Here is a 19,500-nt window from a genome sequence, read left to right on the forward strand (position 1 = left end):
TTGCTCGCGAAGAACGCTAACGATGACGTACTCATTCTGAATGAACGCGTTGCCTGGGCGTTTTTCGCGAGCAAATTAATGGATTGCGGCCACAGTGATACCCGTCACGCGGGGCCGATTAGTTGGGCAGCAGGCTGAGGAACAGTCGCTGATCCAGTGGCGCGGTGATGGGGTGATACAGGTCGCGCACGATGCTTCGGCTGTCTGCCCCCGCTTTTTCGATCAGGGTCTTGAAGGTCTCAAAGCGCTGCTCGGGGCGCTTGAGGTGTGCGGCGGTGTACTCGGCAGGCGGGCTATCGGCCCGGCTGTAGTGGAAATGGGCGTACCACAGCACCGTGAGGGCGTTTTTCTCGCGCACGGCGAATTCCGACACGTAGTCCTTGGCAGCGGTCCTCTGAGGGCGGTGAACCAGACCGATATCGACTGCGGCGTGGGTGCGCAGGAACTCAATGTTTTCCTGGCGCGGACGTTGCGCTTTGTAACCCTCGATGCAATGTTGAATGCCTTGTTCGCGCAACTCATTGGCGCGTTGGCGCAGGCGCTCCATGGTCAGTGGAATGTCCGGTTTGTCCGGATGGTGGCTGGCCAATTCAGTGGCGACGGTTTCAAGGCGATCGGCTTGCTGTGCCAGCATGTCATGCCAGTCACGGGGGTTGAGTTCTTCACGGCGTGTCGGGTCGGTGAGTTTCTTTTTCTGGAACTCGATGGAGCGCTCGATGGCGGCCACTTCGTCGATCAAACGTTGCCCTTGGGCACGCAAGGCGGCCAGTGACGGCACCTGGGCACGTTCGACGGGTTGTACCGGCGGCGCCTCGACAATCTCGACCCAACCTTCGCCTGGATGCTCGATGAAGCGGCCGCTGACCTGTTGGGTGACCGGGTTACGCGTGACCATCGTGGGAAAGGGTGTGCTGGCTTGCGCGGGTTCCAGGTCGCCGACCAGGGCACCCTTGTCCCGGGCCTTGAATACGCGTTTGGTTTTTGACGGCGCTCGCACTGCTTTTAATGGGGTAGGTTGGGACGGGAGGAATTCGTCTTCGCGCAACAAGGCGGCCAGGTCGGCCTCGGCACTGTCGCGCACGAAGTGCAGGCGTTCGACCAGCAGCGACATGTATTTCGAACGAATTGTTGGCGATTCCAGCTCCACGAGGCTTTGGTAAGTCTGCAGGCGCCGGTTGTAATGCTTGATCACGTTGCTCAGCACCGCCTTACGTTCGGCGGCGGTGAAGCCTTCGGTGGTCTGCAAGTCCAGGTGCGAATCTTCCAGGGATGACAGAGAGGACAGGCGTTTTTCGTGGAGGTCGAGGAAGTACTGCTCTTGGGGCGTAGTGGCCGGAATCGTCTGGTCGATGCTCAAATCGGTCAGCACATCCACGGATTCCAGGGTGGCATTGAAACGGGTGTAGTACTTGCGCTTGGAGTGGCCATTGAGGTACTTGAGGCGTTGCGCCGGGCCGGTTTTCAAGTGTCCAGCCATCTCTTCCAGCGTGCTTTCGATGGCAATCATTGTCTGTGCATACTGCTCGGAGACGGCAAAATTGGTTTCCAGAAGGTCGTAGAAATAGCGCATTGACACGACATCTTGCGCGGTATTGTGCAGGTCGATCAGCGACTCGCCCTGCTCGGAGGTGAATGTCGCCAGGTACAGCGATGACAGTTGGTTGACCCGAATCTCGTCGGTGGCAAGGATGGACAGGTATTGCTCGACACATCGACCCTCATAGTCAATTCGATTGTCGACTTCTTTCAATTGGCCAAAGGCCTTGATCAGCTCGCGGCGCAGTTGCGACAAGTCCGCGGCGGCTAGATCAAAGCGTTCTTGCTGCACCTGGAAGTTGGTCTTGGCTCGAGACCGCTGGGCCACTTTGCTGTTTTGGTCGGCGATCAGCGTCGGATCATCGGGGGTAGCGCGCAGCCTCTTATGGGCCACTCCCAGCGCATTGTGGGCGCTCTCGAATTGCAACTGGGCGACGTCCAGTGCTCCGCCGATAGGTGCTACGCGATTGATTTGGGCACTGAGTGCATCGCTTATCCGATTGATCTCATGCGTGGCTTGGCTACGCTTCTCTTCAATTTCCGCAAGCTTGGCCTTGAGCCGATTCTTCGGCCCACCGCCCCGCAGTTTAAGCCCAAGATCCAACGTCCACTGTCCTTTGGCGTTGCGCGTGAGCTGAAAACCCGGGTGCTGGAGTTTTTGCGGGTGAACCAAGGACACCTCGCCCGAGCGTGGCACGACAGCCACGCGAAACAGTAAGCCTGCCACCGAGGCATACCAAGTCTGGTCGATGCGGTACAAGCCTTTGAACTCGCCGATTTCCAGGGGTAGGGGAGCCGGCACTGGCCAAGGCACATGCAATTCGCGCAGGGCGTCCAGCAAGCGGCGGCGGCTGGCGTCGCGGGCATTGGAGTGGATAAAGTCCACCAGGGTCTTATCGCTGGCGGGCGGTTCGGCAGGCAGGCCGACGGGCCCTTGTTCGATCCGCGCCGCCGGATGGGCAGCGGTGACGCCAGGTGGGCGACGCAGCGCCGCGAGGGTCCGCGGCAACGGCGGTTCGACGGTCCGCGAGGACGGCTTGATGGCTGAGCCACCTCGCGAGGAGACGTGCAACAAAATCAGGCCGATGTTAAGCAGCACGTCGACCCAGGCCAGTTCTCGAGCAACGGCGTCGTCGCCGTGCAGCGCGGCCAGGTCGTGCTGGAGGCTGGTTGCCAGTTGCGCCATCCAACCTACCCACATCGCCGGGCCCTGTAACAGCGGCATCAACAGCGCGTTGAATAGCAACCAACCACCTTCGAGCAGCACTGCCCAGCGGCTTTCGGCATTGGACACCGAATCCCGGTCCGCCAGGTCCACCAGAGCCCGGGCATTGCTGCCGTACAGGTACTGAGTCAGGTTGCCGGCAGCCAGTGACTGCGCCAGGTCCCCCGGAATTTCGCCGCCATCGGCGTCTTGCGCCAGTTGGGCGGGTGGCGGGGCGGGCCATTGCACCGTCTCGTCGCCGAGGCCGAAGCGCAGGATATGTGGGCTGTGAAATCCATCATGGTTGTAGATCGGCCGGGCCTTATCCGATAGCCAGTCCAGGACGCTGTCTTGCAGCGCGCCGGGCTGGGCGATGGCCTCGAACAACGCCTGGCGGGTGGCGAATTGCTGCAGCGAATCGCTGTACAGCGGCCGGTAGAGAATAAGCGGGCCGATATCGGTATCGCGGGGTTCGATGATGAACATGTTGTCAGCGATATCCGGCAGGGCGCCGGGCGTGCGGGTGAACGCCAGCGGGCGGATGACAATGTCCTGGTTATCCACCACCCGGCCGGGTGCGCTGCTGTGCAACACGGCTTTGACGTAGCGATAGCCCTGGAACGTGAAGCCTTGCTGTCCGCGGACCTTGTGCTCCAGGGCTTGCATGGGCAGGCGCACCGCCAGCTCCTGGCCGAACAGGGCCTCGCGGCGACGTGCCTCGCGGCTGTCATCCAACAGCAGTTCGCGGATTTTCTCCGGGTAGCGCCGGCCGATATCGACTTGGTTGATCAACCCATGCGCGCTGTGGAACAGGCCTTTTTCCCCCAGTACATAGTCTTGCGTCATCCAGGCCGGCACGGCGGCGCCCGAGGTGTCCCGCAGGGTCATCCGGCCCACAGGGGCGGCGGCCATATTCTTGATCGCAAGCTCGGTCAGCCCCATGGTCACGGGGGACAGGTAACCGCCATGCAGGTCACCCACCGGCACGTGGAAGGTCAGCTCCAGGTTGTCCGGGTCTACAGCCGATTCGGGATGGTCACGATGCATCTGCTCGCGCAAGGTTCGGGTGGTGAAGTCATGCAGGTTCTCGACGCCGTCGAGAAAGGAGGCGCCGGCTGTTTGCCGTTGCAGGCGCGCCTGGTCCACCAACCGTTGGCGATAGGCAAAACGGTCGTCGGCGGCGGCCGCTTGCAGCCATTGGGGCAACGCCGCCTGGATGCGGGCCTGATGAGTCGGGTTGGGGACGGGCGCGTCGAGAAACCCGGGCACCGGGTCGGTGGCCTCGGCGAAGCGTTCTTCAAGGGCACGCACGCCATCGGTGGCGGGCAACGGGATAGCTTCGAGGTCGTCCAGTTGTTGGTTGAGCAGCAAGGCCGCCTGGGTATCGAAAAGATTGCCGTCGGGCTCATAGCGATTGACCAAAATGCTGTCGGCCAGCAACTGGCTTTCCAGGCGTTGGCCCCAGGCCAGGGTGAAGGCCTCCATCGAAGCAAAGGCCTCGACGCTGCCAGAAACCTTGCACAGCAAGACCTGACTAGCCTGCACCAGCAGGATGTCGGTGCTCAGCAGGCGGGCGCTGACGCCCTGATTGATCACACAGGCTTCCAGGCAGTACGCATGCACCCTGTCGCCGGGTGCTGTCTGGCGCTCGCGGCGGTCAGGCTGGCGCGTCACGGCGTACAGCATGTCGCGGGCGTGGGAATGGCTGGTCGGCAGCAGGCTTGCCGTGCTGTTCAGGTTGTCGGCCAGCAGGTCACCCAACCATTGCCAGCGGCTGGCGCCGGTGTCGGCGTTGAGGTTCCAGTAGTCCGCCAGTGCTTGCTGAAAACTGATGTGCAGGGTGAGGCTCAACTCCACGATCAGGTTTTCGATGACGGCAATGTCCGGCTCCCTGGGGCCGTCTGCCTCATAGGTCACGCGCACGGGTGGTTGTTGGGTAAGGAAGCAGCGGCGTTCATCTATGGCGATGGTCAGGTTCAAGGCCGCGCCCGTACTCAGGTAGCTGAGGGCAACGTCTATCAATAGCTTAAGGTCCCAGCCGCCCCGTTGGTTGGGAGTGGCCAGCTTGAGGGTGCGCATATCCAGGGCCAGGGGTGGGTAGTGTTCCTGGATGCGCTCGCGCAGCTGTTGTGCGACCACTTGGCGCAAGGTTGGGCGGCTGGCAAATTGATGGGCGATGGCCTGGGCCAGGGTGTCGCTGTGATGGGGCAAAAGCAGTGGCGCAGGCGACTGGGCCGATGAGACTTCCGGCATGACGGTTTCCGTTCTGTGGGAGTAAAGGGTTGAGTTCCCCCTCAGAATGGCAAGCCTGTGCTGGCCGGATGCGGTAGCCCGTTATCGCGACACGACGCACACGGCGGATTGGCCTATCATCAGCGTTTTCCTATTTGATGAATGATCCTGATGACCGTTTCCAGCCTGCCTACTGAACTTGAAACCAGCGACATGCTCGAAATTGACGGCTTGCATGCCTTTGATTTCACCTTCGATGATAAAAAACTGCTGATCATCTGCATGGACGGCCGGGCCGAGAAACGTTGGTCTTTTACGCTGGAACAGGTGGCGGCTGCGATCTTTGACGAAACGCTGAAAAGCTGGACCCTCACCGGTGATTCAGGCGAACACCGCCTGGTGTGCATGAGCGCCTTCACCGGCAACAATAACGACGAGGAAGATGAGCATGATGATGCGTAAATTCTGGCCGCTGCTGATGGCTGGCAGTGTCGGCGCGATGTCGGTGCAGGCCGCGCCGGTCGAAACCTTTGAACTGTTGGTGGGCACCTATACCGCTGGCACCAGCGAAGGGATCTACCGCCTGCAGTTCGACAGCCGCACCGGTCAGTTCAGCGGCAAACCGGTACTGGCCGCCAAGACGGAAAATCCGTCCTGGCTGACCTTGTCCAAAGACCAGAAACGCCTGTTCGTGGTCAATGAGAACGGTCCGGGCCAGAAGGACCCGGTGGGGCGTGTCAGCAGCTACAGTGTTGATCCAGCCAATCACCAACTGACGCTGATCAACCAGGTGCAAAGCCTGGGCAATGAGCCTACCCACTCCAGCCTGGCCGCCGATGGGCGTTACCTGTTTGTCGCCAACTATTCGGTGCTGGAAGATCCGGGCGGCAGCCTGGCGATCCTGCCGGTGGACGCCGAGGGCAAGTTGTCACCGCCCGTGCAACTGAGCGGGCACCCGGCCAGCCGGGTCAACCCTGAGCGCCAGGCCTCCAACCATGTGCACTCGGTGGTGTCCTCGCCGGACGGCAAATACGTGTTTGCCAACGATCTGGGGGCGGACAAGATTTTTGTCTACCACTACGACTCCAAGGCCAACCACGAGCTGCCGCTGACCCCAGCCGATCCAGCCTTCGTGCAGTTGCCCCCGGGCAGCGGCCCGCGCCACCTGCTGTTCAGTGCCGACGGCAAGCATGCCTGGCTGACCACTGAGATGAGCGCGCAGGTCGCGGTGTTCGACTATCAGGACGGTAAGCTGGTCCAGCGCCAACTGGTGGACTTCGCCGCCGGGCAACCAGTGTCCGACAAGGCCGGCGCGGCGTTGCATGCCTCCAACGACGGCAAGTTCCTCTACGTCAGCAACCGCGGCACCGCCAACCAGATGCTGGTCTTCGCCATCGACCCTGCCACCGCGCAGTTGAAGGAGGTCCAGCGGCGCTCCGTGGAAGGCGATCATCCCCGTGAGTTCGCCTTGGACCCGAGCGGCAAGTTCCTGCTGATTGCCAACCAGAAGAGCAACCAGATCGTGGTGGTCGAGCGCGACGCCAAGACCGGCCTGTTGGGCAAAACCGTGCAGACATTGCCGATTGATGCTCCCAGCGACCTCAAGTTTCTGGTGCGGCAATAAGCCACAGGCCCCGCAACGCGGGGCCTGACTCCTTCTATTAATGCCAGTGATAACAGCTACTGTTTCAATGAATTTCTACCGGTAAGCCCCCGGGCGTAAGTTTGCTTCAAGGCCTTCACAGGCCAACCAGCCAACCGAACACAAGGGTTACCGACATGAACTTCAATCTCTTCTCGATCATCGCCGCTTCCGCTGTTTCTGCCTCTGTGGTCCTGCCTGCCAGCGCCAACGTGGAAATCAGCAGCAAAAAATCCAACACCAGCGCCTACACCCAGAAGTACCTGCAACAAAGTGCCAACTTCTATGCCGCTCTGGACCACAAGGTTCAACACTGAGCGTTAATTGGCACGGGGTTGGTCCTGCATCGACCCGGTGTCAACGTTTAAGGAGCATCCCATGGCCAGAGCCCTCTTGACCTCAGCCAAACACGGCGCTTACATCGCCATCGGCGTCTACGCCGCGATGGTTTTGGTGGTGACGCTTGCAACCTTCAGTCAACCCGCCGCCCAGCCGCCGATTCAAGTGGCGTATCCGGGGGTTCAGTTTGAGCATCAGGCACAGCAGACGGGTGGGGTGGTTCATAGCGTAGTTACTGCGCTCTGATATCTGTAGCCGCTGCCGAGGTACGAGGCTGCGATCGGCTGCGCAGCGGCCGTAAAATCATTCAGCAAGGTGTTTCATTTAGACCGAGTCGCCAAGTTTACGACTGCTACGCAGCCGGTCGCAGCCTCGTACCTCGGCAGCGGCTACGGTTTTTCCATGACCCCTGTAAACAGCTCGGACTCCAGAAAACGCTGCAACCAGGCCTGCAAGCGCCGATGCGACGTACCCGCAAACCACTCCCGATCGACATGGGCAAACTGCCGCACAAACGGTGCGATAGCCACATCCGCCAGGCTCAAATGATCGGCGAGTAAGTAGTTACGCTCCGCCAGCAACTCATCCAGCATGCGCAAAAACACTTCACCCTCGGCCCGATAATGCTCCGTCGGCTGCTCCGGGTAGCGCTCGGCGTACTTGTAGCGATTCAAGTGCAGCTTGAATGCCTGATCGTTCTCTTCAAGCAACCCAGCCATCAGCGCCCGCGCCGCCGGGTCATGCTTGAGCAACCAATCCTCGGGATCATTCTGCGCCAAGGCCCAGTGCATGATCGCCAGGCTTTCGTCGATCACCCGGCCATCCACGCTTAATACCGGCACCGTGCCCTTGGGCGACAGCGCCAGCATTTCGGCGGGCTTGGCCTTGAGGCTGACCTCGATAATCTGCACCGCCGCCCCTGAATACCGCAGGGCCATACGTGCCCGCATGGCGTAGGGGCAGCGGCGAAACGAGTACAACACGCCCCCGCTCATTTGACCTCCAGGGTGCTCAAGCCGTTACCCTGGCGCTTGACCTGGATCTGCACCGGGATCCGCTCATGCATTTCCTGCACATGGGAAATCACCGCTACCTTGCGGCCTTGGGCCTGCAAGCCGTCCAGAGCATCCATCGCCAGTTGCAGCGACTCGGGATCCAGGCTGCCAAACCCTTCGTCGATAAACAGCGATTCGATCTTCAAGGTACTGGACGCCATCGACGCCAATCCCAAGGCCAACGCCAGCGACACCAGGAACGTCTCGCCGCCGGACAGCGAATGCACCGAGCGGGTTTCGTCGCCCATTTCGGTGTCCAGCACCAGCAAACCGAGCATGCTGCCGCCGCGCTTGAGGCGGTAGCGGCGTACCAGTTGGCGCAGTTGCACGTTGGCGTGGTGCACCAGCAGGTCGAGGTTGTAGGCCTGGGCGAATTTGCGGAACTTGTCGCCAGTGGCCGAACCGATCAGCACGTCGAGCCGTGCCCAGCGCTGCCACTCGTCGTAGGCCTTGGCGATCTGATCGGCCAAGGCCTGGTTGGCGTCCTGGCGACGTTGGTCTTCGGCTTGTTGCGCGCGCAGTTCGGCACAGTGTTTTTCGCCGCTGGCCAACTGGCTGTTGAGTTCAGCCAAGGCGCTGTCCAGTTGCTCGACGTCGAGGTTGCCATTGTGCTGGGCCTGGTGATCCTTGAGACGCTGTTCGCGCTCCTGCAACAGGACCTTGGCCTGTTCGATGGCCTTTTCGCTCAATTGCAGCTGTTGCCTAAGGTGCCCCAATTGCGGCTCGTCGATGGCCAGCAGTCGTGCCAGGCCATCATCGTCCAGCTCCGGGTGCAAAGCGCGCCACTCGCTGATGCGGCTGTTCAGCACCTGTTGTTCGGTTTCCAGGGCGTGTTGACGTTCCTGTTGGGCCTTGAGGTCGGCGGCCAGTTGGATCAGTTCGTTGCGGGTGTCCTGCAACTGCTGGTTGGCCTGGGTCTCGCTCTGTCGAGCGTGCTCGACGGCCTGATCCAACTGCTGCTGCCAGTGTTCGGCGCTGGAGTATTGGCCCAACAGCCCGGCGAGTTGTTCCTTGGCCGCCTGTTGCCGCGCGGTCAGCTCGGTAAATTGCAGTAGCAGCAGCTCCAGTTGTTGCTGGCGGTGTTGCTGGCGGTCCTGTTCTTTCTCGATAACCTGCTGGCGCTGTTGCTGCTCGGTGAGTTCTTCACGCTGGTGTGCCAGTTGCTCCAGGCGCTGACTGACTTGCTGGTCGAGCAGCATGAAGGTTGCCGCCGGTTCGCTGCGCAGACCTTCCAGCGTTTGGGCAGGCAGGAGACTGGCGAAGGCGTTGAGCTCTTCGTCCAGGCGCTCACGGTCGTTGGCCAGTTCTCGTTGCTGGTCGATCAGTTGTTGGCGCGCCTGCTGGCTGGCGTCCTGGGCTGCTTGCAGTTGTTGCTGCAGGCGCCCGGCGTTTTGTTGCAGGTTGAGTAGCGCACCTTGGCGCTGTTCGTCCTGGGTGATGCTTTGGTTGAGCTGGCTCAGTTGTTGGGTCAGCCAGGCGTTGCGCTGGGTAGCGTCCTGATTGAGCAGCGCAGTGGACTGCGGGTGCGCCTCAAGGATCGGCGCCAAGGCCTGTTGTTCGGTTGCCACTTCTTGTTGCTGGCGTAAAAGCTCTTTTTGCTGGGCGATCAGTTCGCCCAGCTCCGTGCGCAGCGCATCTACTTTTTCCTTTAGCACATCCACCGATTTGCGGGCGTTGGCCACTTCATCCTCGTCGTGACGTTCAAGGCTGTTCAGCAGCACGTCGGAAGCGTGATACGGATGGTCGACACTGCCGCAGACTGGGCAGGGTTGATCGGACTCCAGTTGTTCGCGCAATGTTTGTACGTTGACGTCACGGGCAAGGCGTTGGCGCTCCAACAGTTGCTGGATGACCGTCAGGGTTTGCTCCGCGACGGCAAGCTCGGCCTTGGCTTGAATACCTGTTCGGTTGAACGCCTCGCGTTGCTCCTTGGCTGCCTGTTGTTTGGCACTCAAGTCGTTCGCCCGTTTCTCCAACCCTTGGTAACTGCTCCACAGCCGGGCCACCTCTTCAAGGGCGCGTTGTTGCTTGCGATTGTCTTGCAGCAAGCTGCCCAGCAGCTGGATCTGCTCGGCTACCGCGTGGGGCTCGGCGCCGGCTTCGTGATACAGCAGGTCCAGCGTATTGTGCTGCTCGGTCCATTGTTCGCTGAGGCGGGTGGCTCGTTGCTCCAATTGCGGCAGTTCGGCCTGGCCTTTATTGAGGCGGTTGCCAATCAACATCAGTTGTTGCAGGCGTTCACGCTGGTAGGTCCAGGCATCGCTCAGGGGCGCGAGGGCGGCGCTGCGCTCAAGTTCTGCGGCGAGCCGTTGCAGGCGTTCGGCGACGTGCTTTTGCTTGTCCAGTAAGCCATTCAAGGTGGCTTGACCTTCCACGCAGGCGCTTTCGTGGAGTTGTTTTTCCGCGCTGCGTTTCGCCAGATCCTCGGTCAAGTGGGCGAGGGTGTTTTGCGTCTCGAAGGCCTGGCGCAGCAACGGCACGGCATCGCCTTGCTGCTTCAGGGCTTGGGCGAGGGCTGCTTGCACGTCGGTCTGCTGCAGTTGCAGTTGATCCCGACGCACATGCAGGCTGGCTTGTTGTTCAAGGTGCTGCTGAATCTGTGCGGCCAAGGGTTGCAACTGGCTGGTCAGCTCAGCTTGGCGTGAGAAGTGATGACGTTGCGGCGTCAATTGTTCCAGGCGGCTCAGGTCCAGTCGTTGCTGGGCCTGGCCATCCCAATCCTGCTGGGCCTGCTGCAGTTGCTCAGTCGCGTTTTGTTGACGCTCCTGCCACTCGCGCAGCTCCTTGAGCCACGTGTGCTGGAGTTCAAGCTGCTTGAGTTGGGCTTGTTGGGTCTTGAGCTGTTGCTGGGCCTCGCTTAACTGTTGATCCAGTTCAGCGCGTGCCTCGGCAGGCAGCGGCGTGACGCCGGTGGCCTGGTCTTGCAGCAGCTTGTGGGCTTCCTTGGCGTCTTTGGCCTTGTCGAAGGCGCGGCGGCCCAGTTGGGTGTAGAGCGCAGTGTCGGTGAGCTTTTCCAGTAGCTCACTGCGCTCGTTGTCATTGGCCTTGAGGAACGCGCTGAACTCACTTTGCGCGAGCAATACCGCACGGGTGAACTGCTCGAAGTTCAGGCCCAGGGCCAGTTCCAGCTGGGTCTTGTATTCGGTTTTCTGGCTGGCCAGCAGTTGCTCGCTGTCGAGATCAATCAAGCTCTGGCGGCTGTTTTGCAGCTTGCCGCTGGCCTTGTCCCGGGCACGGTTGGCTTCCCAGCGCGCGCGATAGCGACGGCCGCTGACGCCGACAAAATCCACCTCGGCATAACCACCGCCGGTGCCGCGACGAATCAGCGTGCGCGGGTCGCCAATGGAAATATCGCTGTCGGCATCGGGCATCTTCGCCTGGCCGGTGTCGCCCAGGCGCGGCACCGCGCCAAACAGCGCCAGGCACAGGGCATCGAGCAAGGTACTTTTACCGGCGCCCGTGGGCCCGGTAATCGCAAACAGCCCGGCGCTGGCCAAGGGTTCGGCGGTAAAGTCGATCTCGAACGGTCCGGCCAGGGAGGCAAGGTTTTTCAAGCGAATGGCGAGGATCTTCATGGCTGTTCATCCTCCTGTTGCACTTCCTGGAGCAGCACGGCGAAATCCTTCAGGGTCTGTTTGTCCACGTCATTGCCGTAGCTTTCCTGCCAGGCTCGGCTGAACAACTCCTGGGGAGTGAGCTGGTCGAGTTCGACCAGACGATCTTCATCACTGTGTTCGCGATTGCCACTGCCCGCATATTCGGCCGCGATGCGCACCAGGCGCACGGCCTTGCCTTGCAGGGCGTTTTCCACTTGTTGGCGCAGGTCGGGTTGCGGCTCGTCGAGGCGTACCCGCACTTCCAGCCAGGGTTGGCGCTGGGTTTCGGCCAGCAGGTCGATATCGGGCAAGTCGGCCAATTGCTTGAGGATGTCGGCCAGAGGCGCGGCTTCCAAGCGTTGCAGATTGACCGCGCGGGGAATCAGCCGGGACTCGACGCTGACCAGGGTTTCGCCGTCCAGCTGCACATCGAGGATCTGGTGCTGATAGCCGATTTCGGAGAACGACAGTGGAATCGGCGAGCCGCAGTAACGAATGCGTTCTTCGCCATTGACCCGCTGGGGTTTGTGCAAGTGGCCAAGGGCGACATAACTGACACTGGCATCGAACAGACTGGCGGGGAGTGCTTCGGCATTGCCGATGATCAGGCTGCGCTCGGAGTCTTCCGACACCGAGCCACCGGCCATGTGCGCGTGGCTGATGGCAATCAGCGCCTGGCCCGGCTCGCGTTTGGCGTTGGCCGCGGCGATCAGCCATTCATGCACTTGGCCAATGCCGCGCAAGTAGTCATCCCCCAACTGCGAGCCGGTGACTTCGGCCGGGCGCAGGAAGGGCAGGGCCAGGCACCAGCCGGTCACGGCGCCGGTCTTGTCGGGCAATGGGATCAGCAGACGTTCGACGTCCAGTTGGCCGTCGTCCAGCCACAACACCCGTCCCAGCGCATGGGTGCGCAAACGGCGCATCAACGGCGCGGGCAGTTCGATCCGCGAGCCGGAGTCGTGGTTGCCGGCGATCATCACAATGGTCAGCGCTGGGTTTTGTTCGTGGGCGCTGATGATGAAGTCGTACAGACGCTCCTGGGCCTTGAGCGGCGGGTTGACCGTATCGAAGATATCCCCAGCGATCAGCAGCACATCGGGGCAGTGCAGCTTGAGTTGGCCCAGCAGCCAGTCGAGGAAACAGGCGTGTTCGAAGTCGCGTTCCTGGCCGTGGAGGTTTTGGCCCAGGTGCCAGTCGGAGGTGTGGAACAGACGCAAGGCGAACTCCGTGAAGAAGATGAAAAGGAGGGGAGTTTACCTGCAAACCTGTGGGAGGGGGCTTGCTCCCGATGGCGGCGGATCAGTTACAGATAAGCTGGCTGACACACCGCTATCGGGAGCAAGCCCCCTCCCACAGGGGTTACGCGGTGTTCAGGCAACCCAACGCTCGGTCGGCCAGGGTTTTGGCCATCTCGATCAGGTGTTCGGTGGAGGCTGCCATATGGCGATGATCGCCGGTCAGCCCTTCGGTTGTGCTGGCTGCGGTGGCGGCTGCGCAGTGCAGCAGGTCGCAGATCTGGGCGAGGGCGTCTTCGAAGCTGAGGTCATGGTGCACGGTGAAGGACGGCGGCGAGGCGGGGTGCAGGTAGTGGCGCAGGGTGCGGTCAAGGGTTTCGCGGTCGGGGGTGAAGCGGGGTGGGTCGGGGACGATTTTGTTCATAAATGAAGTACCTACTGGGTTTGGAGCCATTCTTTTGCCGATCTCACACGTCAAAAGGTGGCAGCTATGTGCGGGGTGAGATACCGGATTAGTAGGAGCACCCGGCCAGACCGAAGTCTGCCCGCACACAGCCGCCATAGAGCATGTTGCTCGTGGCGCCTACAAGTTCACGGGATCTCACACCCGATCGCTGATGTGCAGCGACGGAGCGAAGGCTAGCCAGTGGACTGAGCAGGCGCAAGGCCGTGGGATTGTCTAGGAAACGTCCTGCAAATTAAAGGGATATGGATTGCTGGCCTTTAACAATGCATGTCGATCAGACGATGTAAATCAAGTGTGGTGTCAGGAATGTTTCGGTTACTTGGGATACAGCGGCGGCAAGCTGGTGTTATCCGTGACCGGGTCTTGTGTGTTCTCAGCCATCGGAATCGCCTTCACCGCCCGCCACAACTCTTCACCCTGCCAGTACTGCCCCGCCTCGCTATAGAGCGCTCCATTCAACCCATCCAGCGCATCCGACAACGGCACAAACCGCGCCGCCATTTCCGCCAGGGTTTCCGGTTGCTGGCGTGCCCACGCATCCAGCGCCTGACGCGTCGCCTGAGGGTCATTCGCCTGGCTTGCACGCTTGAGATCATCCAGCAACGTACGCGGACTCGGCCCGGTCTGCGCTGCCCGCAGGATCGCTGGCTGCCAGCGCGCGCGCCACCACAGGCCGAAGCCCAGCAGGGTCGTGCAGGCCAGGATCAGGCTGGTGAGCTGCCAGATCCACAGGCTGTCGGAGTCCGGTGCGGTGATCACCGTCGGCATGGCGGGGGTGTCTACCACCAGGCTTGGGTTGTTCGCCACCTGCAGGGTGCGGGCCGGCAAATGGGTACGTTCCAGATGGTCTTCATGGGTGTTCCACCACACGACTTCCACCGCCGGCAGTTCCACGGTGCCGGCGCGGTTGGGCACCAGCGCTTCACGGTCTTCGCGGCTGCCGATCACGCCGCGATCGCTGTTCTGGTTGCTCAATACCGGTTGGTCCGGGTAGCGGCGCAGGCCTGCAACCTCGGTGTTCGGCAGCGGTGGCAATTGGGCGCTGGCCAGCCCTTCGGCCTTGAGGGTCAGGCTGCGGGTCACGGAGTCGCCCACCTGGACGTGATCCGGTTCCGGGTTCCAGCTTTCACTCAGGCTCAGGCTGCGGGCCGGCAGCCAAGGGGCATCCGCCGGGTACAGGGCGGGCTTGGCCTTGACTGTCAGGAGCAGCTCCGTGGAGCTGACATGCAACAGCTTGCCGGGTTTCGGGCCTTGCGGATTGCTGTCCTGGGCGGGGCGCGGTTCCACCAGGGTCGCACTGAAGACCTGTGCCGGAATCACCAGCGGGCCGCTGCGTTGCGGATAGATGCCGTAGCGCATTTCGATCACGCCATGGCGAATGCCGTTGATGACTTTCTCGTAGTTGCGCGATTCTCCGAGCTGTTCGATGCGGGTGTCTGGAATCTGCAACGGCGTCAGGCTGCTGTCGTCGTACAGCGACACCGAATGGTAGACCCGCACGGTCAGCAAGGCCTGGGCCTGGACATAGACCGTGTCTTGGTCGAGGTTGGCCTCGATGAATACCGGCGCCAGTTGGGTGTTGGTGTCCTGGCTGGCGGTTTCGATGACTTGCAGGGTGATCGGCTGGCTCTTGAGCGCTCCCAACTGCAGCGACGGAATCACTACTGTGCCGTTCTCCTTGGGCAGTAACGTAATGATCCAGCGGGTGGTGGCGTGATTGTCGCCGCCCAGGGTGGTGAGTTGGTTGATCTGGCGTGTGCCGCGTACTTCGAACGTCGGGTCCAGGGGCGCCAGGTCGGGTTTGCCGAACTGCGTGACGTCATTGGATTCCACGGTCAGTTCCACCGTCTCCCCGGAGTTGATGCGGCTGCGGTCGACGCTGGCAACCAGGTCCGCGGCCTGGGCATGGCAGGCCCACAGTGTGAGGGTGAGGAGAAGGGCGGTGCAGCGGCTCATCGAGTCTTGTCCTGATGTTGTTGCTGTTCGTACCAGAATTTACGTCGCAGCAGCTCGCCGGGGTTGTCCGGGATCTGTCGCAGCCACTGTTCCAGGGCCTGGCGGTGTTCGCCGTCGAGGCTGGCATTCGCCCCGCGCAGGGGGGGCGTGGTGGTCTGCTCATCCCCCAGTTCGCTGCCGGGTACCTCGTTGCCGCCCGCGTGCGGCGTGGCGCCGGTTTGCGTCTCGGCGGTGCCCGGCTGGCCCTGGCCCTGTGGCGTCTGCTCGCCACTGGGGGCGGTCTGGCCGCTGGTGCCCGGTTGTGCAGTCTGGCCGGGTTGGGTGGTTTCGTCATCCTCCTTCTTGGGCGGTTTGGCGGGTTCCGGTTCCGGTTCTTCCTGCAGCAGGCTTTCCACCAGGGTTTTGTTTTTCAGGGCCGGTTGCAAATCCGGCTGGGCTTCCAGGGCTTGTTCATAGGCGTCTATCGCCGCTTCCAGTTCACCGGCCTTGGCCAGGGCATTACCGCGATTGTAGTGGGAATAGGCATCGTTGCCTTCGGCAAAGCGCTTGGCGGCTTCGGCATAGTTGCCGGCTTCATACAGGGCAACACCTTGCCATTGCGGGTTTTCGAAGCGTTCGGCGGCTTCCCCAGGGCGTTTTTTCTTGAGCAGGTATTGGCCTTGCTGGTCCGGGCGTAGCCACAGGTCCTGAACGTCGAAGGCGTAGCTCGGTTGCGGGGCGATCAATAGCAACAACGGCAGGCAGAACAGCCAGCCCCGACGACCGGCGCAGGCAGCGAGTAGCAGCAACGGTAACAGCAGCCAATAACCCTGGTCGGCCCAGGTGTCCAGCTGTAACCGTTGGCCGTCGTTGCGCAGGCTTTGCGGGCCGTCCAGCAGACCGAGGCTGCGCAGGTCCTTGTCGTCCAGCCGGGCCTGGCGGTAGCGACCGCCCATCTCGCTGGCGAAAGCCTTGAGGGTTGGGCTGTCCAGGCGTGGTACCAGGATTGCGCCCTGGTCGTCCTTGAGGAACTCGCCGCTTTCTTGAGTCACCGGCGTGCCTTCGCGACTGCCAATGCCAAGGATCGACAGGCTTGGCGCTTGGTCTCCCAGCAGCAGGCGGATACCTTGGCGCTCTTGTTTGGACAACGATGAGCCGATCAACAACAAACGGCCCTGGCCGAGTCCACCTTGTTTGAGCAGTGACAGGGCCTTTTCTACGGCCAGGTCGGCGCGGTGGCCGGCCTCGGGCATGATCGAGGGGCGCAAGGCTTCAAGCAGGTTACCGCTGGTGGCCAGGTCATCCGAGAGCGGCACCAGGGTGTGGGCGCTGCCGGCGTAGACGACGATGGCGGTCTGCGAATCGCTGCGGGCCTGGAGCAAGTCGTGCAGTTTGCGCCGCGCCTGTTCCAGGCGATTGGGCGGGCTGTCGGTGGCGAGCATTTCCGGGGTCAGCTCCAGCAATACCACCAGCGGATCGGCAGGTTTCTGGCTGTTCTGCTCAACGCGTTGCCAGCTAGGGCCGAGTAATGCCAGCACGCACAGCAGCCAGGCGAGGCCAAGGACCACCCACGGCGATTTACTTTCCCGACCATTGCCGCCACTGAGCAGCGCCGCGTGAAACGCCGGCGGCAGAATCATCTGCCAACGCCCGGCGCGCTTTTGTCGGTGCCACAGATGCCACAGCAGCCAGCCGAGCAGCGGCAGCAGCAACAGCCACCAGGGACGGAACCAATGAGGCCACAGGGCAATCATCGACGCCTCCGCAAGCGCAGGCGTTTGAGGCGTTGGCGCCATTCGGGGTGCTGTTGCAGAAAGTGGCCCTTGCTGGAGATTTTGTTGAAGAGGCGTTGCAGGGCGTTGTTCGGCCAGCGTTCCTGGATCACCAGCAACATGCTCAGGATCAGCGCCAGGGCCAACGGCCCGCTATAGAGCGCCTGGGCCGGGCGCGCCTGGGTCGGTTGTTGGGCCACGGGTTCCAGCTGATCGAGGGTTTCCTTGACGGCTTGCAGTTCCTTGCCGTCGCGGGCACGGAAGTAGCGTCCGCCTGTGGCCTCGGCGAGTGCCTTGAGGGCCGGTTCGTCGAGATCCAGGCTCGGATTGAGACCGAGCATGCCCAGGGAACCGGTTTGCTCCGGATCGGCACCGATGCCGATAGGGTAGATTTTCACGCCTTCTTCGGCGGCCAGGCGTGCGGCGGTCAACGGGTCGATTTCGCCACCGTTGTTGGCGCCGTCGGTCACCAGGATCAGCACCCGGCTTTGCGCGGGACGCTGGCGCAGGCGTTTCAAGGCCAGGCCGATGGCATCGCCAATGGCGGTGTTTTTGCCGGCGATGCCAATTCGCGCTTCATCCAGCCAGGTACGCACGGTATGGCGGTCGAAGGTCAATGGTGCTTGTAGATAGGCCTGGCTGCCGAAGAGGATCAGGCCGACTCGATCACCTTCGCGGCCTTCGAGAAAATCCCCCAGCAGGTGCTTGACCAACGTCAGGCGGCTGACGTCTTCGTCCTGCCATTGCATGTCGGGGAAATCCATGGAGCCGGACACATCGACCGCCACCAATAAGTCACGGCCGCTGGCGGCAATTGGCAGGGGTTCACCCAGCCATTCCGGGCGGGCGGCGGCGGTCAACAGCAGCAACCACAACACCACGAACGGCGCTTGTTGACGCCAGCCTGGCAGGTTGGCCCGGGCACGGCGGCGCGCAAGGCCTTCCAGGTCGCCGAGGAAGCTGACCTTCAAGGCGGGCTCGCCGCTGTCGGCGACGGGCAGGAGCATCCGCATCACCCACGGTAGGGGCAACAGGGCGAAGATCCACGGCCAGGCGAACTCAAACATGTTTGCGAATCCAGGTGTCGACGGCCTGGGTCAGGCCGGCGATGGCCTTGTCATCGAGCTTGCATTCGGGCTTGTAGGCGCCTTCCACCAGCACCATCCAGCGGGTTAGACCGGCAGCCGGGCAACGGTTGTCGAGGAAGGCCAGCCATTTGCGACCGTTGAGGGTGTGGCTCTGGCTATAAGGGTAGTCGTTGCGGCACAGGCGCTTGAGCAGTCCGTTGAGTTGCTGCAACCAGGCGCCGGCCGGCGCACCGTCGTAGGGCTTGGGCATCAGTGCCAGTTCCGCGAGGGCGGCAACTCGCAGCGGGTCCAGCGGTTGTTCGGCGCGGGCCACGGGGCGCTTGGCCGGGAGGAAGCGGCGCAACGACCACAGGCCCCAGACAAGCAGGGGGATGAGCAGCAACAATAGCCACCAGCCAGGCGCCGGCGGCCAGAAACCGATGGCTGGAGGTGCGATCAGCGGTTGCAATTGGTCGAGGCTGCTCATTGCTTTTTGGCCGGACGTTGCGGATTGAGGTATTCGCGCAGTTGCTCGACCATTTCGCTCTGGGTACTCAAGGGCATGAGCAATATCCGCAGCTTCTGCGCGAGCAACTCCCAGCGCGCACTACGCTCGTCGGCCTGGGCTTTATAGGCCTGGCGCAGGTCGAAATTCAGGGTGTCGATCTCCAACTGCGCGCCGCGTTCGGCGAACCGCAGTAGCCCGGCGGCTGGCAGGGCATGGTCCAGCGGATCGGACACCGGCAACAGCAGCAAGTCGCAATGGCGTGACAAAAGACTCAGTTGCTGTTCGGCGCCGTCGGTCAGGGCGCGTTCATCGCAAATCACGATCGCCAGGCTGCCGGGGCGCAAGACTTCCCGGCCGCGTCGCAACGCCATGCCAAGGGCATCGGGTTCCGGCTTGCTTTCGGTATTCAGGCTCTGGTTGACCCGCACCAACCGGTTGAGCAATTGCAGCAGGCTTTGCTTGCTGCGTCGCGGCTTGATTTCGTAGTGCTCGTTGTCACCGAACACCAACCCGCCGACGCGGTCGTTATGCCCCAGCGCGGCCCAGCCGATCAGGCTAGCGGCCTGGGCCGCCAGCACCGATTTGAACATCAGCCCCGAGCCGAAAAACAACCGGCAGCTTTGCTCCACCATGATGAAGATCGGGCGTTCTCGTTCTTCGTGGAACAGCTTCGTGTGGGGCTCCTGGGTGCGGGCAGTGACGCGCCAGTCGATGGTGCGCACGTCGTCGCCGGCCTGGTACACCCGCACCTGATCGAAGTCGACGCCGCGACCTCGCAGTTTCGAGTGGTGCAGGCCAATCAGCGGGCTGCGTTGGCTTGGCGTAGAAAAAAGTTGTACTTCCCGTACGCGATGACGCATCTCGATCAATTCGCTCAGGGTGACACGGACTCCATCGCTGGCGTTCATGGGGC

Annotated in this window: 14 protein-coding genes; 4 read left to right on the top strand and 10 right to left on the bottom strand. The window is 62.0% G+C overall.

Annotation, left to right across the window (positions count from 1 at the left end; all coding sequences use genetic code 11):
* Positions 1-118: 118 nt before the first annotated feature.
* Positions 119-4,993 carry a DUF6543 domain-containing protein gene (locus HKK55_RS08545; protein ID WP_169354246.1) on the bottom strand — a complete coding sequence of 1,625 codons (4,875 nt, stop codon included), beginning with the start codon at positions 4,991-4,993 and terminating at the stop codon, positions 119-121.
* Positions 4,994-5,143: 150 nt separating this feature from the next.
* On the opposite strand from HKK55_RS08545, the gene HKK55_RS08550 reads away from it, so the two are divergent.
* The 4 genes from HKK55_RS08550 to HKK55_RS08565 all read left to right on the top strand — a co-directional run bounded on the left by HKK55_RS08550 (position 5,144) and on the right by HKK55_RS08565 (position 7,199).
* On the top strand, positions 5,144-5,434 hold the full coding sequence (locus HKK55_RS08550) for a DUF5629 family protein (protein WP_169354247.1): 291 nt from the start codon (positions 5,144-5,146) through the stop codon (positions 5,432-5,434).
* The gene (locus HKK55_RS08555) at positions 5,421-6,596 is read left to right on the top strand and encodes a lactonase family protein (protein WP_169354248.1); all 1,176 of its coding nucleotides are present in this window, start codon (positions 5,421-5,423) and stop codon (positions 6,594-6,596) included. The genes HKK55_RS08550 and HKK55_RS08555 overlap by 14 nt, the downstream gene beginning before the upstream one ends.
* 155 nt (positions 6,597-6,751) lie before the next feature.
* Positions 6,752-6,931, top strand: a complete 180-nt coding sequence (locus tag HKK55_RS08560) for a hypothetical protein (RefSeq protein ID WP_169354249.1) — start codon at positions 6,752-6,754, stop codon at positions 6,929-6,931.
* A gap of 61 nt (positions 6,932-6,992) precedes the next feature.
* Positions 6,993-7,199, top strand: a complete 207-nt coding sequence (locus tag HKK55_RS08565) for a hypothetical protein (protein WP_169354250.1) — start codon at positions 6,993-6,995, stop codon at positions 7,197-7,199.
* A 143-nt stretch (positions 7,200-7,342) separates the two neighbouring features.
* Here HKK55_RS08565 and HKK55_RS08570 read toward each other — a convergent pair whose 3' ends face one another.
* The 9 genes from HKK55_RS08570 to HKK55_RS08610 all read right to left on the bottom strand — a co-directional run bounded on the left by HKK55_RS08570 (position 7,343) and on the right by HKK55_RS08610 (position 19,495).
* Entirely contained in the window at positions 7,343-7,948 is a 606-nt protein-coding gene (locus tag HKK55_RS08570) for a glutathione S-transferase (RefSeq protein ID WP_169354251.1), read from the bottom strand.
* On the bottom strand, positions 7,945-11,583 hold the full coding sequence (locus HKK55_RS08575; RefSeq protein ID WP_169354252.1) for an AAA family ATPase: 3,639 nt from the start codon (positions 11,581-11,583) through the stop codon (positions 7,945-7,947). Before HKK55_RS08575 ends, HKK55_RS08570 begins: the two co-directional genes overlap by 4 nt.
* On the bottom strand, positions 11,580-12,821 hold the full coding sequence (locus HKK55_RS08580) for an exonuclease SbcCD subunit D C-terminal domain-containing protein (RefSeq protein ID WP_169354253.1): 1,242 nt from the start codon (positions 12,819-12,821) through the stop codon (positions 11,580-11,582). Before HKK55_RS08580 ends, HKK55_RS08575 begins: the two co-directional genes overlap by 4 nt.
* A 142-nt stretch (positions 12,822-12,963) precedes the next feature.
* Positions 12,964-13,263 (bottom strand): DUF3077 domain-containing protein, encoded by a 300-nt coding sequence (locus HKK55_RS08585; RefSeq protein ID WP_169354254.1) that lies wholly within the window; start codon positions 13,261-13,263, stop codon positions 12,964-12,966.
* A 357-nt stretch (positions 13,264-13,620) separates the two neighbouring features.
* Positions 13,621-15,261, bottom strand: coding sequence for a BatD family protein (locus tag HKK55_RS08590; protein WP_169354255.1), 1,641 nt, complete (start codon positions 15,259-15,261; stop codon positions 13,621-13,623).
* A complete protein-coding gene (locus HKK55_RS08595; protein WP_169354256.1) occupies positions 15,258-16,994 on the bottom strand; it encodes a VWA domain-containing protein in 1,737 nt (578 codons plus the stop codon). The genes HKK55_RS08590 and HKK55_RS08595 overlap by 4 nt, the downstream gene beginning before the upstream one ends.
* Positions 16,991-18,079, bottom strand: a complete 1,089-nt coding sequence (locus HKK55_RS08600; RefSeq protein ID WP_169354257.1) for a VWA domain-containing protein — start codon at positions 18,077-18,079, stop codon at positions 16,991-16,993. The genes HKK55_RS08595 and HKK55_RS08600 overlap by 4 nt, the downstream gene beginning before the upstream one ends.
* A complete protein-coding gene (locus tag HKK55_RS08605; RefSeq protein WP_169354258.1) occupies positions 18,072-18,566 on the bottom strand; it encodes a DUF4381 domain-containing protein in 495 nt (164 codons plus the stop codon). Before HKK55_RS08605 ends, HKK55_RS08600 begins: the two co-directional genes overlap by 8 nt.
* Complete coding sequence (locus HKK55_RS08610) at positions 18,563-19,495, bottom strand: DUF58 domain-containing protein (RefSeq protein WP_169354259.1); 933 nt, start codon at positions 19,493-19,495, stop codon at positions 18,563-18,565. The genes HKK55_RS08605 and HKK55_RS08610 overlap by 4 nt, the downstream gene beginning before the upstream one ends.
* Positions 19,496-19,500: the final 5 nt, after the last annotated feature.

It is taken from the genome of Pseudomonas sp. ADAK18, from assembly GCF_012935695.1.
Lineage (GTDB): Bacteria > Pseudomonadota > Gammaproteobacteria > Pseudomonadales > Pseudomonadaceae > Aquipseudomonas.

Excerpts from the sequence above, each read along its gene's own strand:
- HKK55_RS08545 (WP_169354246.1), bottom strand. The coding sequence starts at position 4,993 with ATGCCGGAAGTCTCATCGGCCCAGTCGCCTGCGCCACTGCTTTTGCCC.
- HKK55_RS08550 (WP_169354247.1), top strand. The coding sequence starts at position 5,144 with ATGACCGTTTCCAGCCTGCCTACTGAACTTGAAACCAGCGACATGCTC.
- HKK55_RS08555 (WP_169354248.1), top strand. The coding sequence starts at position 5,421 with ATGATGATGCGTAAATTCTGGCCGCTGCTGATGGCTGGCAGTGTCGGC.
- HKK55_RS08560 (WP_169354249.1), top strand. The coding sequence starts at position 6,752 with ATGAACTTCAATCTCTTCTCGATCATCGCCGCTTCCGCTGTTTCTGCC.
- HKK55_RS08565 (WP_169354250.1), top strand. The coding sequence starts at position 6,993 with ATGGCCAGAGCCCTCTTGACCTCAGCCAAACACGGCGCTTACATCGCC.
- HKK55_RS08570 (WP_169354251.1), bottom strand. The coding sequence starts at position 7,948 with ATGAGCGGGGGCGTGTTGTACTCGTTTCGCCGCTGCCCCTACGCCATG.
- HKK55_RS08575 (WP_169354252.1), bottom strand. The coding sequence starts at position 11,583 with ATGAAGATCCTCGCCATTCGCTTGAAAAACCTTGCCTCCCTGGCCGGA.
- HKK55_RS08585 (WP_169354254.1), bottom strand. The coding sequence starts at position 13,263 with ATGAACAAAATCGTCCCCGACCCACCCCGCTTCACCCCCGACCGCGAA.
- HKK55_RS08590 (WP_169354255.1), bottom strand. The coding sequence starts at position 15,261 with ATGAGCCGCTGCACCGCCCTTCTCCTCACCCTCACACTGTGGGCCTGC.
- HKK55_RS08595 (WP_169354256.1), bottom strand. The coding sequence starts at position 16,994 with ATGATTGCCCTGTGGCCTCATTGGTTCCGTCCCTGGTGGCTGTTGCTG.
- HKK55_RS08600 (WP_169354257.1), bottom strand. The coding sequence starts at position 18,079 with ATGTTTGAGTTCGCCTGGCCGTGGATCTTCGCCCTGTTGCCCCTACCG.
- HKK55_RS08605 (WP_169354258.1), bottom strand. The coding sequence starts at position 18,566 with ATGAGCAGCCTCGACCAATTGCAACCGCTGATCGCACCTCCAGCCATC.
- HKK55_RS08610 (WP_169354259.1), bottom strand. The coding sequence starts at position 19,495 with ATGAACGCCAGCGATGGAGTCCGTGTCACCCTGAGCGAATTGATCGAG.